Origin of the sequence: Pseudomonas sp. B1(2018), from assembly GCF_003097365.1 — a bacterium.
GTDB lineage: Bacteria > Pseudomonadota > Gammaproteobacteria > Pseudomonadales > Pseudomonadaceae > Aquipseudomonas > Aquipseudomonas laurylsulfatiphila.
The window spans coordinates 280,051-295,989 of record NZ_PYUK01000006.1; the positions used below are offsets into that span (position 1 = coordinate 280,051).

General features: G+C 59.8%; 14 protein-coding genes, 1 tRNA gene and 3 pseudogenes. 13 read left to right on the plus strand and 5 right to left on the minus strand.

What is annotated here, in order from left to right; translation table 11 throughout:
- Positions 1–16 precede the first annotated feature (16 nt).
- From C9422_RS12165 to C9422_RS12180, 4 genes are all read right to left on the minus strand, one after another.
- Positions 17–277 (minus strand): DUF2164 domain-containing protein, encoded by a 261-nt coding sequence (locus tag C9422_RS12165; RefSeq protein WP_095964564.1) that lies wholly within the window; start codon positions 275–277, stop codon positions 17–19.
- Positions 278–916: an imidazole glycerol phosphate synthase subunit HisH gene (hisH, locus tag C9422_RS12170; protein ID WP_116580824.1), complete on the minus strand. Its 639-nt coding sequence runs from the start codon at positions 914–916 to the stop codon at positions 278–280.
- Positions 916–1,509, minus strand: coding sequence for an imidazoleglycerol-phosphate dehydratase HisB (gene hisB, locus C9422_RS12175; protein WP_003186751.1), 594 nt, complete (start codon positions 1,507–1,509; stop codon positions 916–918). The genes hisH and hisB overlap by 1 nt, the downstream gene beginning before the upstream one ends.
- Before the next feature lie 228 nt (positions 1,510–1,737).
- Complete coding sequence (locus C9422_RS12180; protein ID WP_116580825.1) at positions 1,738–3,402, minus strand: OFA family MFS transporter; 1,665 nt, start codon at positions 3,400–3,402, stop codon at positions 1,738–1,740.
- A gap of 230 nt (positions 3,403–3,632) precedes the next feature.
- On the opposite strand from C9422_RS12180, the gene C9422_RS12185 reads away from it, so the two are divergent.
- From C9422_RS12185 to C9422_RS12220, 9 genes and pseudogenes are all read left to right on the plus strand, one after another.
- Positions 3,633–4,037 (plus strand): acetyl-CoA sensor PanZ family protein, encoded by a 405-nt coding sequence (locus C9422_RS12185; protein ID WP_116580826.1) that lies wholly within the window; start codon positions 3,633–3,635, stop codon positions 4,035–4,037.
- A 78-nt stretch (positions 4,038–4,115) separates the two neighbouring features.
- Positions 4,116–6,347 carry an AsmA family protein gene (locus C9422_RS12190; RefSeq protein ID WP_116580827.1) on the plus strand — a complete coding sequence of 744 codons (2,232 nt, stop codon included), beginning with the start codon at positions 4,116–4,118 and terminating at the stop codon, positions 6,345–6,347.
- Complete coding sequence (gene mutY / locus C9422_RS12195; RefSeq protein WP_116580828.1) at positions 6,344–7,411, plus strand: A/G-specific adenine glycosylase; 1,068 nt, start codon at positions 6,344–6,346, stop codon at positions 7,409–7,411. Before C9422_RS12190 ends, mutY begins: the two co-directional genes overlap by 4 nt.
- Complete coding sequence (locus C9422_RS12200) at positions 7,408–7,680, plus strand: oxidative damage protection protein (RefSeq protein WP_007972770.1); 273 nt, start codon at positions 7,408–7,410, stop codon at positions 7,678–7,680. The genes mutY and C9422_RS12200 overlap by 4 nt, the downstream gene beginning before the upstream one ends.
- 103 nt (positions 7,681–7,783) lie before the next feature.
- A tRNA-Phe gene (locus tag C9422_RS12205) sits at positions 7,784–7,859 on the plus strand.
- 1,120 nt (positions 7,860–8,979) lie between these two features.
- Positions 8,980–9,438, plus strand: a pseudogene (locus C9422_RS32885) (calcium-binding protein); the annotation flags it as partial.
- Positions 9,439–9,804: 366 nt separating this feature from the next.
- Positions 9,805–10,707 (plus strand): annotated as a pseudogene (locus C9422_RS32890) (type I secretion C-terminal target domain-containing protein); the annotation flags it as partial.
- Between the two features lie 292 nt (positions 10,708–10,999).
- Positions 11,000–11,182, plus strand: a pseudogene (locus C9422_RS32895) (hypothetical protein); the annotation flags it as partial.
- 72 nt (positions 11,183–11,254) lie between these two features.
- Entirely contained in the window at positions 11,255–12,061 is an 807-nt protein-coding gene (locus tag C9422_RS12220) for a TSUP family transporter (protein WP_116580830.1), read from the plus strand.
- Positions 12,062–12,091: 30 nt separating this feature from the next.
- Here the strand turns inward: C9422_RS12220 and C9422_RS12225 are convergent, their stop codons facing one another.
- Positions 12,092–12,541, minus strand: coding sequence for a carboxypeptidase regulatory-like domain-containing protein (locus tag C9422_RS12225; protein ID WP_116580831.1), 450 nt, complete (start codon positions 12,539–12,541; stop codon positions 12,092–12,094).
- A gap of 254 nt (positions 12,542–12,795) precedes the next feature.
- Between C9422_RS12225 and C9422_RS12230 the strand changes: the two genes are divergently transcribed.
- The 4 genes from C9422_RS12230 (at position 12,796) to C9422_RS12245 (ending at position 15,806) form a co-directional block, all read left to right on the plus strand.
- Positions 12,796–13,854, plus strand: coding sequence for a YhcG family protein (locus C9422_RS12230; RefSeq protein ID WP_116580832.1), 1,059 nt, complete (start codon positions 12,796–12,798; stop codon positions 13,852–13,854).
- A gap of 68 nt (positions 13,855–13,922) precedes the next feature.
- Positions 13,923–14,897, plus strand: coding sequence for an alpha/beta fold hydrolase (locus tag C9422_RS12235; RefSeq protein WP_116580833.1), 975 nt, complete (start codon positions 13,923–13,925; stop codon positions 14,895–14,897).
- A gap of 36 nt (positions 14,898–14,933) precedes the next feature.
- Positions 14,934–15,350, plus strand: coding sequence for a hypothetical protein (locus C9422_RS12240; RefSeq protein WP_007995339.1), 417 nt, complete (start codon positions 14,934–14,936; stop codon positions 15,348–15,350).
- A gap of 6 nt (positions 15,351–15,356) precedes the next feature.
- Positions 15,357–15,806 (plus strand): hypothetical protein, encoded by a 450-nt coding sequence (locus tag C9422_RS12245; protein ID WP_116580834.1) that lies wholly within the window; start codon positions 15,357–15,359, stop codon positions 15,804–15,806.
- Positions 15,807–15,939 lie beyond the last annotated feature (133 nt).

Genomic DNA, 15,939 nt, shown 5'->3' on the forward strand with positions numbered 1-15,939 from the left:
TTGAAGCTTGTAGCTTTCAGCTGCTCTTTTCGAGCGCCCACAGGTCGCTTTCGATGCTTTCGAACCTCTCTTTGAGGTGCGCCTGCACATCGAAAATCGCCCTGTTGTAATAGTGCGGAGCAATTTCACGGGTAAACAGCTCAAGAATCTCCGCTGCCTCGAACGAGCCGAGGTCGAGTTCGAAGCGGTCTTCCATGAAACGCTTGATCTTGCGATTGGCCTCGCTCTCCTGCTCGGGAGTGAGGGTCAGAATCGGCGGTTTCTTCTTGACGGCCATTTACCAGCGACCGTCCCACGCAGCGAAGTTCTGCAGCAACTGCAGGCCATGGGTATGGCTTTTCTCCGGGTGGAACTGCACGGCGAAACGCGAGCCTTCGGCCAGCGCCGCGGCGAAATCGACACCGTAGTGACCGCCACCCACCACCTGCCGCGCGTTGGCGGCGGCTATGTAGTAGCTGTGCACGAAGTAGAAACGCGCCAGGTCCGGAATGTCGTGCCACAGCGGGTGACTGACCTTCTGCTTCACTTCGTTCCAGCCCATGTGCGGGACTTTCAGGTGTTCGCCGTCTTCGACCAGATCCTTGCCGAAGAACTTCACCGCGCCCGGGAACAGGCCGATGCAGTCGACGCCGTCGTTCTCTTCGCTGGTGTCGAGCAAGGCTTGCATGCCGACACAGATGCCGAGGAACGGACGGTCCTGGCTGACTTCACGCACCAGCGAATCGAAGCCGAGGCGACGGATCTCCGCCATGCAATCGCGAATCGCGCCAACGCCGGGAAAAACCACCCGGTCGGCTTCGCGAATCACGCTGGCATCGCTGGTGATCAGCACCTTGCCGGCACCGACGTGCTCGAGGGCCTTGGCCACCGAGTGCAGGTTGCCCATGCCGTAATCGATAACCGCGACTGTCTGCATTACAGGACGCCCTTGGTCGAAGGCATTTGCCCGGCCATGCGGTCATCGAGTTCGACGGCCATGCGCAGGGCGCGACCGAAAGCCTTGAACACGGTTTCGATCTGGTGGTGGGTGTTGTGCCCACGCAGATTGTCGATGTGCAAGGTGACGTTGGCGTGGTTGACGAAGCCCTGGAAGAATTCCTGGAACAGGTCAACGTCGAAGCCACCGACGGTGGCACGGGTGTAGGGAACATGCATCTGCAGGCCTGGACGGCCGGAGAAATCGATCACCACGCGCGACAGCGCTTCATCGAGCGGCACGTAGGCGTGACCGTAGCGACGGATGCCTTTCTTGTCGCCGATGGCTTTGGTGAAGGCCTGGCCGAGGGTGATACCGACGTCTTCCACCGTGTGGTGGTCATCGATATGCAGGTCGCCCTTGCTGACAATATCCAGGTCGATCAGCCCGTGACGGGCGATCTGGTCCAGCATGTGCTCAAGAAAAGGTACACCGATATCGAATCGGGCCTTTCCGGTGCCATCGAGGTTGATCGAGGCTTTGATCTGGGTTTCCAGAGTGTCGCGCTCGACAGACGCCTTACGTTCGGCCATCACCAGCTCCGCAAAATCATTGGGCGAAAAAGGCAGCCATTATAGGCGTGCGGGCGCCAAACAGAAACATCAGAGGTGATATGGCTGACGGAGTGAATCCAATGCAGCCGGGGGTGTACCTGTCATGACAAGCAAAAGATCGCAGCCTCCGACAGCTCCTACGGGTGTACACGTATCCCTGTAGGAGCTGCCGAAGGCTGCGATCTTTTATGGCAAGAGCCAATACTCTTAGTGGAACAGCACCGCCGTTTTCTGCAAGGTCACCCACACACCCCACGCCAACGGAATACCCACCACCAGCCATGCCGCCACTGCCAGCGGCTTGGTGCCAGGCGCAGCTTTCCACTCCAGCACGGTGCTGCTGTCAGCGCCTTTGTCATGGCCAAGCGCCTGTTCGGCGGCCAGTTCGGCGTCGGTCATGAAGTACTTGTCCGCCACCGGGCGCACCAGCAGATTGCACAGGAAACCCAGCACCAGCAGGCCGGCGAGGATGTACAGCGTGATGTCGTACGCTGCAGCACGCTCGACGCCGATGCTCAACTGATACTCACGCAGGTAGTTCACCAGCACGGGACCGAGCACGCCGGCAGCCGCCCACGCCGTCAGCAGACGACCGTGAATCGCACCGACCATTTGCGTACCGAACAGGTCCGCCAGATACGCAGGAACAGTCGCGAAACCACCGCCGTACATCGACAGGATGACGCAGAACGCCGCCACGAACAGCGCGATGCTGCCCAGATGACCGAGGTTCGGAATCAGCCCGTACAGGGCAAAGCCCAAGGCGAAAAACACGAAGTAGGTGTTTTTGCGACCCAGGTAATCCGAGAACGAAGCCCAGAAGAAACGTCCGCCGATGTTGAACAGGCTCAGCAAACCGGTGAAACCGGCCGCGATGGCGGCGATCGAAGCCAGTTGCGAAGCGTCGAGTTGGCCGAACGCCAGGTCATTGCCCAGCAACTTGCCACCGAACACCTCTTGCAGCAGCGGCGACGCCATGCCGAGGATGCCGATACCGGCCGATACGTTCAGGCACAGCACCAGCCACACCAGACGGAACTGCGGGGTCTTCCAGGCCACATTCACGTGGACATGACGATGAGTAATCATCGCGTTCGAGGCTTTTTTCGCCGGGGCGGTCCAGCCTTCAGGCTTCCAGCCGGTTGGCGGGACGCGGTACGACAATGCGCCACCGATCATGAACACGAAGTAGATCGCCGCCATGACCAGGAAGCTCTGCCACACGCCGACGCTGGTGGGCGAAGCGAAATGCCCCATCAACGCTGCCGCCAGCGGAGCACCGACCATCGCACCACCGCCGAAGCCCATGATCGCCATGCCGGTGGCCATGCCGCGCTTGTCCGGGAACCACTTGATCAGGGTCGACACCGGCGAGATGTAGCCCAGGCCCAGGCCGATACCGCCAATGACCCCGGAGCCGATCCACATCAGCCAGATCTGGTGGGTATACACGCCCAGCGCCGAAATCAGCAGACCACCGCACCAGCACAGCGCCGATACAACCCCTGCCTTGCGTGGCCCGGCATGTTCCAGCCAGCCACCCCAGATGGCGGCCGAGCAACCCAGGAAGATGAAGAACAGGGTGTAGATCCAGCCGAGCATCGAGATCGGCCAGTCACACTGGGACGAAAAGACCTGTGCGATAAAACCCATATCCGCTGCGCAGACCACTGGCGCCGTGATGCCCAGCGCCTTGGACAGCGGCAACCAGAACACCGAAAAGCCGTAGGCCATGCCGATGCACAAGTGAATGGCCAGCGCCGCCGGTGGCACCAGCCAACGGTTGAAGCCGGGCTTGGCGATGATCCGCTCCTTGGACAGGAACGCGGGCTGGTCGGCGCCGAGGCCCTCCGCCGTGATGCTCGTGGTCATTGTATTTCCCCCAATTATTAGTAGGGTTCGCCAGCCACGGTTCACTCCCGGCCTTTATGCACGCAGACATGACCGTTTTTTGCTGGAGTGCCTTGTTGTGCGACAACAGGTCGCAGAAGGACGGACGAACGGGCAAAGGTTACCATCTGACAGTGACAGAAAAACCAAACTGACATCACCTTTTGTACGTCGTCTGATCTCCATAGCTTCATGACCCCACAGGAATCACCATGCCGATCATTGTCGAGCCGCTCAACCAAGCCACGTCCCAGGATCGGCAGGATCTGCAGAAGATCTACCGCGACGCTCCAGACTGGTTGTTCGCCCCGTTTTCCGGCGAAGCGCAGCTGATCGAGGACTGCTTGCGCGACGGCACACTGATCGCCGGACGCTTCAACGATCGCCTGCTGGGCGCGGCCCGCTTGCAAAGGCACCAAGACGCCTGGCATTTGTCACAAATATGTGTGCGAAAAATTACCCGTCGCCGTGGTGTTGCCGAGCGACTGGTGGCCGAAGCGCAAAAAATGGCCGCTCTATCGAGCATGACGCTACGCCTGCTGGCGCCCGCCGGGCACCTGGAGGCGCAGGCGCTGGCCGCCAAGCTGAAACTGCCGCTGGATGTGCTGCCGGAGTGATCGCTGACCGGTCGTCCGTTCCGGGGCGCTATACTCCCCGGCTAAATTTTGAATTCGACTAATTACAAGGACTCGCCCATGAAAGCGTTCGGCAAAATCCTGGGTCTGGTACTTCTCGGGCTGTTGCTGATCATTGTGGCGCTGGGCTTTGCCCTGACCCACCTCTTCGATCCCAACGACTACAAAGACGAGATTCGCCAGATTGCCCGCGACAAAGCCCACATCGAGCTGACGCTCAATGGCGATATCGGCTGGAGCCTGTTCCCGTGGCTGGGCCTGGAGCTGCACGACGCCAGTGTCGCGACCATGGTCAAACCGACCGAACCGTACGCCGACTTGCAGATGCTCGGCCTGTCGGTGCGCGTACTGCCGCTACTGCGCCGTGAAGTGCAGATGAGCGACGTACGCGTCGAAGGCCTGAACCTGCGCCTGACCCGCGACAAGGAGGGTCATGGCAACTGGGAGGATATTGGCAAGCTGCCTGCAACGGCCGGCACCGACGCGACCGGCACCCCGCCAGCCGCTACCGAACCTGCGCCCGAAACCGGCGGCGCGGCGGAAAAACCGCCTCAGCCGATCCGCCTGGACATCGACAGCCTGACCGTGAACAACGCACGGGTCGAATACACCGACGAACGAACCGGCAAGAGCTTCAGTGCCGAAAGCATTCAGTTGAGCACCGGCGCGGTCCACGACTCCGTCAACATTCCGCTCAAGCTCACGGCTTTCCTGTCAGCCAACCAGCCGGCACTGCGGGTGCGTACCGAGCTCAACGGTGAGTTGCGCATCGCACGTGCACTGCAGCGCTATCAGTTCGAAGACATGAGGCTGTCGGGTGAAGTGACCGGCGACCCCTTGCAAGGCAAGGCCGTGACGTTCTCCGCCCAGGGCCAGTTGGTGCTGGACAAGGCCGCCAACGTTGCCGAGTGGACCGGCATCAAGGTCTCTGCCAACCAGTTGCGGGCACTGGGTGAACTGAAGGTCAACGATCTGGACAAGACCCCACAGGTCAGCGGCGGCATCTCGATTGCCCAGTTCGACCTGGCTAAGTTTGTCGACAGCATCGGCCAGAAACTCCCGGCCATGGCCGAAGGCAGCCTGAGCAAAGTCGAGCTGGTCAGCCGATTGGCCGCGACACCGACCAGCCTGGCGCTCGACGACCTCAACCTGAAAGTCGACGACAGCACCTTCAGCGGCCGCATCGCCGTCGAAGACTTCGCCAAGCAATCGCTGCGCGCCGTGCTCAAGGCCGACACCTTCAACGTCGACCGTTACCTGCCGCCGAAATCCGCCGAGGCCAATAGCGCGACACAAGTGCGTCAGGCCGAAGTCGCCAGCACCGAAGCCGATGCCATGGCCGGCGCCGGCAGTACGCCGTTGCCACCCGCGCCGACCAAGGACGCGTGGAGCAGCGAGCGCCTGTTGCCAGTGGAACGCTTGAGCAAGCTCGATGTGGACGCCGACCTGACCTTCGGCCAGTTGACCCTGCAAAAACTGCCGATCCATAACGCTGCGCTCAAGGCCACCGGCCAGGGCGGCCTGCTGACGCTGGCCAACCTGCGCGGCGACCTGTACGAGGGCAACTTCGAAACCACTGGCACGCTGGATGTGCGCCAGCCAGTGCCGGCGCTGAATCTGCAGACGAAGATCAGCCGGGTACCGGCGGAAAAAATCCTCGAAAGCCAGGGCAAGAACCCACCGGTCAAGGGCCTGGTCACGCTCAACAGTAACCTGACCGGCAACGGCAACAGCCAGAAGGCGCTGATCGAAACCCTCAACGGCAACGCCAGTTTCGTCATCAACAATGGCGTGCTGTTCAACGCCAACCTTGAGCAACAGCTGTGCAAAGGCATCGCTACGCTCAACCGCAAAACCCTCAGCGGCGAGCCGCGCGGCAAGGACACTCCGTTCCAGGAGCTCAAGGGCAACCTGACCTTGCGTAACGGCGTAGCCAGCAACCCGGACCTGAAAGTGCGCATCCCGGGCATGACCGTCAAAGGTGACGGTGACATCGATCTGCGCGTGCTGAGCATGGACTACCGCGTCGGCATCATCGTCGAAGGCGATACCAGCGCCATGCCGGACCCGGCCTGTCAGGTCGGCGACAAGTTTGTCGGCATCGAGTGGCCACTGCGCTGCCGTGGCCCGCTGGAGCTGGGTGCCAAGGCATGCCGTGTGGATAACGAACGCATGAGCCAGGTCGCGACCAAGTTGGCTGGCGACAGGATCAGCGAAAAAATCGATGAAAAATGGGGCGACAAAGTCGACCCGAAACTGAAAGACGCGCTCAAGGGGCTGTTCAAGCGATGAGAGCCGAGCAGTTTTCAACGGCGGTGCTGGACTGGTTCGACCGCCACGGCCGTCACGATTTACCCTGGCAGCAGGACATCAACCCGTATCGGGTATGGGTCTCGGAAATCATGCTGCAGCAGACCCAGGTCAGCACCGTGCTGAACTACTTCGACCGCTTCATGGCCTCGTTGCCAACAGTCGAAGCCCTGGCCGCGGCACCTGAAGACGAAGTGTTGCACCTGTGGACCGGCCTGGGTTACTACACCCGCGCGCGCAATTTGCAGAAGACCGCGAAGATCGTCGTCGAGCAGTACGGCGGCGAATTTCCCCGGGACGTGGAAAAGCTCACGGACCTGCCGGGGATCGGCCTGTCCACCGCCGGTGCCATTGCCAGCATCAGCATGGGCCTGCGCGCGCCGATCCTCGACGGCAACGTCAAGCGCGTCCTGGCGCGCTTTACCGCGCAAGAGGGCTACCCGGGCGAGCCGAAGGTCGCCAAGCAGCTCTGGGCCAACGCTGAGCGCTTTACGCCCCACGACCGGGTCAACGCCTACACCCAGGCGATGATGGACCTTGGAGCCACGCTCTGCACTCGCAGCAAACCGAGCTGCCTGCTGTGCCCGCTGGAAAAAGGCTGCGAGGCGCACATGCTCGGCCTGGAAACCCGTTACCCGATCCCCAAGCCGCGCAAGGCCATCCCACAGAAGCGTACGCTGATGCCGATGCTGGCCAACGCCGAAGGTGCCATCCTGCTTTACCGTCGCCCCTCTACGGGCCTCTGGGGCGGCTTGTGGAGCTTGCCGGAACTCGACGACCTCGACGACCTGTCACACCTGGCCGCGCAGCACTCGCTGGAACTGGGCACCCAACAGGCATTGCCGAGCCTGGTGCACACCTTCAGCCATTTTCAGTTATCCATCGAACCCTGGCTGGTTCAGGTCCAGGAGACCGGCCATCACGTGGCCGAGGCCGACTGGCTCTGGTATAACCTCGCCACCCCGCCGCGCCTGGGCCTTGCCGCCCCGGTCAAGACCTTGCTCGAACGCGCGGCCGCCGTATTGAACGCAGGAGAGTCGTCATGACCCGCACCATCATGTGCCGCAAGTACAAAGAAGAATTGCCAGGCCTGGAGCGCGCTCCCTTCCCGGGCGCCAAAGGCCAGGACATTTTTGACCACGTCTCGGCCAAGGCCTGGGCCGACTGGCAAAAACACCAGACCCTGCTGATCAATGAAAAACGCCTGAACATGATGAACGCCGAAGATCGCAAATATCTTCAGGGCGAGATGGACAAGTACTTCTCCGGCGAGGATTACGCCAAGGCCGAAGGCTACGTACCGCCGTCGGAATAACCCCGATTTATCGGGGGTCGGAACGTAAGCGACGGTAATAATTAAAATTTTTTTGAAAACTTGCTTGACGACCCCCTGAAAAACCCGTTTAATGCGCCCCGTTGCCCAGATAGCTCAGTCGGTAGAGCAGGGGATTGAAAATCCCCGTGTCGGCGGTTCGATTCCGTCTCTGGGCACCAAAATACCGAAAAACCCCAAGCGAAGTGATTCCTTGGGGTTTTTTATTGCCTGCGATTTGATGGTCGCCGGACCACCTTCAGACCAAGTCACTCTCCACCCCCGCCTTAACTCCCCCAACCCGATACGCCCGACGAATGATGGCAATTTGACGCCATCGCTTTGCGCTGTAAACTGCCAGCCACTTCCGTTTTCTTTGCATAAAAGGAATTTGCAATGCCAACCCTGGGCGAAATCCGCGTCAACACTGCGACTGGCAAAAACTCCGAGCCCTCCCTCACGGCTCTGAAGGACGGTGGTTACATCGTGGCGTGGAGCGATCAGGGAACAAGCTTTACCGATTACATCTATACCCAGCGCTATAACGCCAGCGGCGTGAAGGTCGGCGGGCCAGCCCTGGTCAACAAAGTCACCAACAGCGCACAGGAAGATCCCACCATCACCGCATTGGCCAACGGCGGCTACGTGGTCGCCTGGAAGTCGGATACCTTCGACGACATGGCCGACATTGCCGCCCAGGTCTACAACGCCAATGGCGTCAAGGTTGGAAGCGAGTTCATCGTCAACACAACCAGAATCGGCACGCAGGACAGCCCGGAGATCACCTCGCTGAAGGACGGCGGTTTCGTGGTGACCTGGGCTTCGTTCGGCCAGGACGGCAGCGGTTGGGGCGGTTACTTGCAGCGCTATGACGCCAGCGGGGCGAAGGTCGGGGTGGAGACTCGCGTCGCTACCACCACTCTGTCCGACCAGGATGGCCCTACTGTCACCGACTTTGCCGATGGCGGCATCATGGTGGTTTGGGAAGGCAACGGAAAAGACGATGCATACGGCATCTTCGGCCAGCGATTCAAGGCCGACGGCAGTAAGTCGGGCGCAGAAGTCCGCATCAGTACCAGGGTTGCCGACGAGCAGACAGACCCTGTCGTGAAGGTCCTGAGTAACGGTAACTACGTCGTCACCTGGCAATCGGCCCCCGATGATGGCGATGGCAACGACGAAACCGATGCACCGGCCGATATCTACGCGCAGCTTTTCAATGCCGCCGGGGTAAAAGTGGGCGCAGAAACCCGGGTGAACACCACCACCGCAGGCAATCAGGAAGAGCCTAATGTCACCGCCATGACGGATGGCGGTTATCTGGTGACCTGGGCAGGCCAGGGCACCGGTGATGTCAATGGCATCTTCTGCCAGCGCTTCAATGCCAGCGGCGTCAAGGTGGGCACAGAAACCCGCATCAACACCACGATCACCGACAATCAATTGTTCTCCCAGGTGACCGCATTGGCCGATGGCGGCTACGTGGTTGCCTGGGAGTCCTCGAAGGCGAGCGGGCAAGTTGACGTTTATACCCAGCGCTTTGACGCGAACGGCAACAAGGTTTCCAGCCTGACAGGCGATGCCTTGGCCAACACCCTGACCTGGACCGGGGTCGGCAGCGTGATCATCGACAGCGGCGCGGGCAATGACACGCTTACAGGTGGCCGCGCCAACGACCATCTGAACGGCGGTGCAGGCAATGACTCGCTCGATGGCGGCGCCGGCGCCGACCGCCTGATCGGCGGCGATGGCTCGGACCGCTACTACGTCGACAATGCCGGCGACATCGTCAGCGAAGCCAATGCCACGGCAAGCACCGGCGGCACCGATAGCGTCTACAGCTTCCTCGGCGCCTACACCTTGGGCGACAACGTCGAGAACCTGCGCCTGCTGGCGACCGGCAATGCCAACGGCACCGGTAACAGCCTCGACAATGTCATCGACGCCGGGGCCGGCAACAACATCCTCAATGGCGGCGCCGGTATCGATACCGCGTCCTATGCCTATGCCACGGCGGCGGTAACGGCCAGCCTGAGCCTGACCACCGCGCAAGCCACCGGTGGCTCCGGCACAGACACCCTGTTGAACTTCGAAAACCTCACGGGCAGCGCCTATCACGACACCCTGACCGGTAATGCGCTTGCCAACACCCTCACGGGTGGTGCCGGCAACGACATTCTCAATGGCGTTGCCGGTGCCGACCGCATGGTCGGTGGCGATGGCTCGGACCGCTACTACGTCGACAATGCCGGCGATATCGTCAGCGAGACCAACGCCACGGCCAGCACCGGCGGCACCGATAGCGTCTACAGTTTCCTCGGCGCCTACACCCTGACCGACAATGTCGAGAACCTGCGCCTGCTGGCGACCGGCAATGCCAGCGGCACCGGCAACAGCCTGAACAACATCATCGACGCCGGGGTCGGCAACAACGTCCTCAATGGTGGCGCCGGCATCGATACCTTGTCCTATGCCTACGCCACGGCGGCGGTCACGGCCAACCTGGGGCTGACCACTGCACAAGCTACCGGCGGTTCTGGTACAGACACACTGCTGAACTTCGAAAATCTCACGGGCAGCGCCTATCACGACACGCTGACCGGCAATGCGCTTGCCAATACCCTCACCGGCGGTGCCGGCAACGACACGCTCACCGGTGGAGCCGGCAACGATCTGTTGATCGGCGGCACGGGCCTGGACAAGCTTTATGGCGGTGCAGGGGCCGACACGTTCGACTTCAATGCCCTGAGTGAAATGGGCCTGGGCGCCGCCCTGCGCGATGTCATTGGCGACTTCAAGACCAGCGAAGGCGACAAGATCGACCTGTCGACCCTGGACGCCAACCTGGCGACGGCGGCCAACGATGCGTTCAGCTTCATCGGCTCCAGCGCGTTCAGCAGCAATGCCACGGGGCAGGTACGGTTCGCCGGCGGCATTCTCTACGGCAGCACCGACGCCGACACCGCCGCGGAGTTCGAAATCCAGTTGCTGGGGGTAAGCAACCTGCAAACTGCCGATCTGATTGCCTGATAGAGAGTGGTTGTACCGGCATAACACCGGCACCCAATACTGAAAACCCTGAATCGCTGGATTCAGGGTTTTTTATGCCCGGGATTTGATGAGGCACCGCTCCAGATACCATCGAAACGCCGGGCGAAGCATCAATTCCCCCTCCGCCCTATCGCCCTATCGCCATGCCAGCAAGCGCCTGTAACGCTTGCCGGGGTTGAGGTCCACATGTGTCAGGTGTTTGTGATCGGCCATTCCTGGCAGTCTCTTGGGTCTGTCGGAACGCTCCGTATGCTGTAACGGAAACGGATGACATACGCTGACCCAGGAATCGGCCATGATCATCAATAACATCCGGGCACTGCACTGTCGCGATGTCATCAGAGACAACAGAGACAACAGAGACAACAGACGGGTCTTGGTTCGTATTTTCGGACTTTCAAAATTTTCTACCCCCATCGTTGTTTCAGAGGACCCGTTAGTGCTGCAGGGCTGATTCCTTATGTGATCAGGCTGTTGAACGACCAGTCATGTGATGACTGGCCAATAACCATAAAGAGAGAATGCAATGTCCTTGGATGTAATTGGCATGTTGGCGCTTGTCGCTTTTTGCGCCGGCTTTTTTGATGCGATTGCCGGTGGGGGCGGTTTGATCACCCTGCCTGCATTGTTTCTGGCAGGTGTAGATCCGATCAGTGCAATTGCAACGAACAAGTTCCAGGCAGCTTCGGCCACTGTTTCGGCAACGGTGACCTTCGCTCGCAAAGGAATGATCGAGTGGCGCGAAGGCCGTTTTCTGGTTATTTGCGGATTTATTGGTGGCGCCAGTGGTGCCTTGCTGGTCAGCTCTATTGATAAACACTACCTGGAAGTTTGCGTGCCTATCATGCTGATTCTGGTAGCCATCTATTTTGCGTTTTCTCCAAAGCTGGCCAACGAAGATCGACGCAAGAGAATTGGTGTTCTGCTCTTTTCCTTTACCGTGGCGCCGATCCTGGGCTTTTACGACGGTGTATTTGGCCCCGGCGTGGGCTCTTTCTTCATTGTCGGATTTGTACTGCTCTGCGGCCTGGGCATGATGCGGGCCATGAGTTTTACCAAGCTTGCCAACGCCTCTTGCAATCTCGGCTCTCTGTCGGTCTTTATCACCAAAGGTGTGATTATCTGGCCGGTAGCCATAGCCATGGCTTTGGCGGCCTTCATCGGCGCTCAATTGGGTGCACGGGCCGCTGTTCGGGTCGGACCACGGCTGATCAAACCCATGTTGATCGTGGTCTGCTGCGCCTTGGCCATCAAGCTGCTGAGCGTAGAAACCAACCCTTTGCGCGTTGCTCTCCTCCAAGCGTACGCGGGCGTTAATAACGAAAAACCCTGAGTCGCAGGACTCAGGGCCTAGAGCCTCTCGCTAACTCGCATCATTCCAGTGAAAAACCAGGTTACGGGCTGCACCACTGCCAACATCGGCAACGTCCTGCCGGGTTTCGCCCTTGCGCGTCGCAATGACCGTGTATTTACCGGCAGGCAGCTTCACGTAAACCAGCGGACCGGCGTCATTGAGCGTCAGCACGGTTTGCCCCGGGGCTTTCTGGATGACCACGCTCACGTCAGGAATGTATTCATTTCCCGCCCCGACAGAGAACGTCATGTGCAGGTTATAGCCGGTGGTCTGCTGGATGGCCCTGGACTCATCCTCGCCGATACCGCCGGACAGGTAGGCGATGCCGTTTTGCTCCTGGCGCTGCACTTGCACGCCAGTGCTGTCGACTGGATCAAGGCTGGCGGCGGGTGATATCGATGGAAACATCAGCACGCCGACGGCGGTGAGTGGTAACAGGAGTGAATGGAGGTACTTCATGATGACGACTCCCGGGTTCTGCCGAACCCAATCGTTACACTCTTTGGATTTCCAGTCGCAGGGAGGTGTTTTAGATTGATTTGGCCTGAGTACGAAACGTACTACGCCATTTGCTCCTCAGCCCTCGCCTGCCCTCCGACACGTCCTGCCAGTGAATCCGGTTTTTCCTGCCTGTTTTTCAGTCACTCCCGGCAGCTTCGAAGGGTGCTCACTTGTCATTCTCTTTCGCTGTCCCATCTGCTGCGGAAGACCTCATGACGGCCCTCACACCCAACGACACTCACGACCCCTATCTGGCTTCACTGCTGGGTAACCTTGGCAAATTGATCCATCAGGCACGTCAGAAGGTGCTTCGGGCGGTCGACACCGTTCAAGTGCAAACCTGTTGGCAGATCGGGCGACATATTGTCGAGTTCGAGCAGGAAGGGGCTCGGCGGGCGAGGTATGGCAAACGCTTACTGGCCACTTTGGCAAAAGTGCTCAGTGCCGACTTCGGCAAAGGTTTTGACGAACGCAATCTGCGTTATATGCGGGATTTTTATCAAACTTTTCCAATTTGGAACGCAGTGCGTTCCGAATTGAGCTGGACCCACTACCGCCGCCTGCTTCGGGTCGACAACGACAGCGCCCGTCTCTGGTACATGAACGAATCGGCCACCCAAAACTGGTCAAGCCGTGCCCTGGAACGCCAGATCAATACGCTGTACTACGAACGCCTGCTGGCGAGCCGCGATCGCGGCAGTGTCAAGCAGGAGGCCGCCACCAACATTCAAAACATGAAGGCCAGCCCTCGGGATTTCATCCGTGATCCGGTGGTCCTGGAGTTTCTGGGTTTACCCAATGCCGGCAAGCTTCAGGAAAGCGAGATCGAACAAGCGTTGATTGAACAACTGCAAGGCTTCTTGCTGGAGCTGGGCAAGGGCTTCGCGTTCATTGCCCGCCAGCAACGCATCAGTACCGACAGCAAAGACTTCTACATCGACCTGGTGTTCTACAACTACTTGCTCAAGTGCTTCGTCATCTTCGATATCAAGCGCGGTGAACTGACCCATCAGGATGTGGGGCAGATGGACATGTACGTGCGCATGTACGACGACCTGAAACGCGGCGTGGAAGACGGCCCCACTGTCGGCATCATTCTCTGTGCGCAAAAGGATGAATCCGTGGTGCGTTACTCGGTGCTTGAAGGAAACGAACAACTGTTCGCCAGCAAGTACAAGCTCGTCCTGCCGAGTGAAGAGGAACTCCGTAACGAACTGGATCGGGAACGGGTGGCTCTTGAAGAACGACTGCTCGATCAATCACTGCGTTGAGGCCAATGGATTGTTCATCAACGCCATCAAGACTATCGTTGGCAGCTACCCGCAAAGGTCCGACGCCGATGAATTTGCAGGACACGCCTTCACTCGCTCCAACTCAAATCGAGTTGCCATTGCAATGCGCCGCGTCCGGCGAACCATTCAAGGAAACCGCTGCAGACGGCTTTGTCCTCGGTGGCTTCACCTGGCGACACCCCTCTCGGGATGCCGCTCGTCCGATCGTGATCATCAACGCCGCCACCTCGGTTCGTTGTCGTCATTACTCGCGCTTCGCCGACTATCTGTCCGATCATGGCTTCGATGTCATCACCTATGACTACCGTGGCATCGGCGAGTCGCGGCCGGCATCGCTCAAAGGCCTGAAGGCTTCATGGACCGATTGGGGAGCGCTGGATTTCGAGGCGATGCTCAAGCGCGCACAGCGTGAGTTCCCCGGACAGCCTGTCGATGTGGTCGGCCACAGCTTTGGCGGCTGTGCAGCGGGCCTGGGGGCCTCCGGGCACCTGATCCGGCGTCTGGTGACGGTCGGAGCGCAATTCGCCTACTGGCGCGACTATGCGCCCGCCCATCGCTGGCGGATGTTTGCCAAGTGGCATGTGCTGATGCCACTGGTGACGATGATCTACGGCTACTTTCCGGGCAAACGCCTCGGATGGCTCGAGGACACACCCGCCGGCGTGGTCCGTGACTGGAGCCTGTCCACTGCCCGTTACGAAAAACGCTCCAGCGGCCGCGCGATCAGCACAACAAGCGGGCAACTGCCCTTTGCCGATGTCACCGCACAAACCCTGGCCATCAGCATCAGCGACGATCCCTACGGCACGGTCCCGGCCATCGAACGCCTGCTCGACTACTTCACCGGCAGCATAAACTTCCACCTGCGTATCCATCCCGAAGACATCGGCGAAGAAGAAGTCGGACATTTCGCCTTTTTTCGCAGCCCATACCAAGCCACACTATGGCCCATTGCATTGGCCTGGCTGCAAAACGGCGAACTGGCCCCCGACACCCCCGGGCGGCGAGTGCCGCGCAGCTAAGTCAGTTGCCCTTTCAACGAATACGGAACGACGCCCATGGCCTCCGCCAACAAGCAGCAAAAACGCGCCTCCCGCGCCAAGGCCAAGGCCAAGCAGAACCGCACCCAGCGGGCCGCCGCGCCGGTCGAACTGGACCCGAACGACGATCGCATCGACTTCGAATCGGTGGACCTGACCGAACTGTTCAAGAAGATGATCGACGCCGAAAAGATCAGCCAGCAAGCCATGTGCACGGCCTTCCTCGAAGACCCGTTGCTGGAACTGGTGTACGAACAGGAAGGCGAAGAAGGCGCGATGGACTTCATCCTCGCCGCGCTGATCGAATATCGCCAATGGTCGGCCGAAACAGACGAAGCCGGCGCCCTGGCGTGGATCGAATCTCCGGCCTTCCAGGCCGACTATGTGGCGGCGTCCGACGCCATTGCCGCGCAAACCCAACAGAAACCGAACTGAGTTCCCATGGCCTCCCTGAACAAGCAACAGAAACGCGCCAAGCGTGCAAAAGCCAAAGCCAAGCAGATCCGCATGGTCGGCAGAAAATCCATCGTGGATCAGGACCTGCCCGATTTCCCCGAGCCGATCCCGGAATACACCCTGGCGATGTTCAGCAAAATGCGCGACGCCGAAGCCGTCAGCCGCAGCGAAATGCTCTCGGTCCTGCTGACGAATCTCGCCTTTATCATCGTCGACCACCCAGAACTGCTGGACATGGAAAACGCCGACGACGAAGGCATGGCCGCCACCCACCTGGCCGCCGACATGCTGATCGACTACCGCATGTGGGCCGACGGCATGGACCGCGACGCCGCCCAGGCATGGCTGAGCGAGCCGCAGTTCATTACTGACTTCGGCACCGCGTTGGACGCCTACCGCGAGTCGCAGGAAACGCCGGAAGAAACAGCAGAGTAAGAGTTACGGCGCAAACACAAACGGCCGCTTGTCATCACTGACAGCGGCCTTTTTTGCTCCGAATTGGGCACTTTCCTTCCGTCAGGCACCACGTATATCCCATTGACATATCCAACACAAAACCTATCCTTTT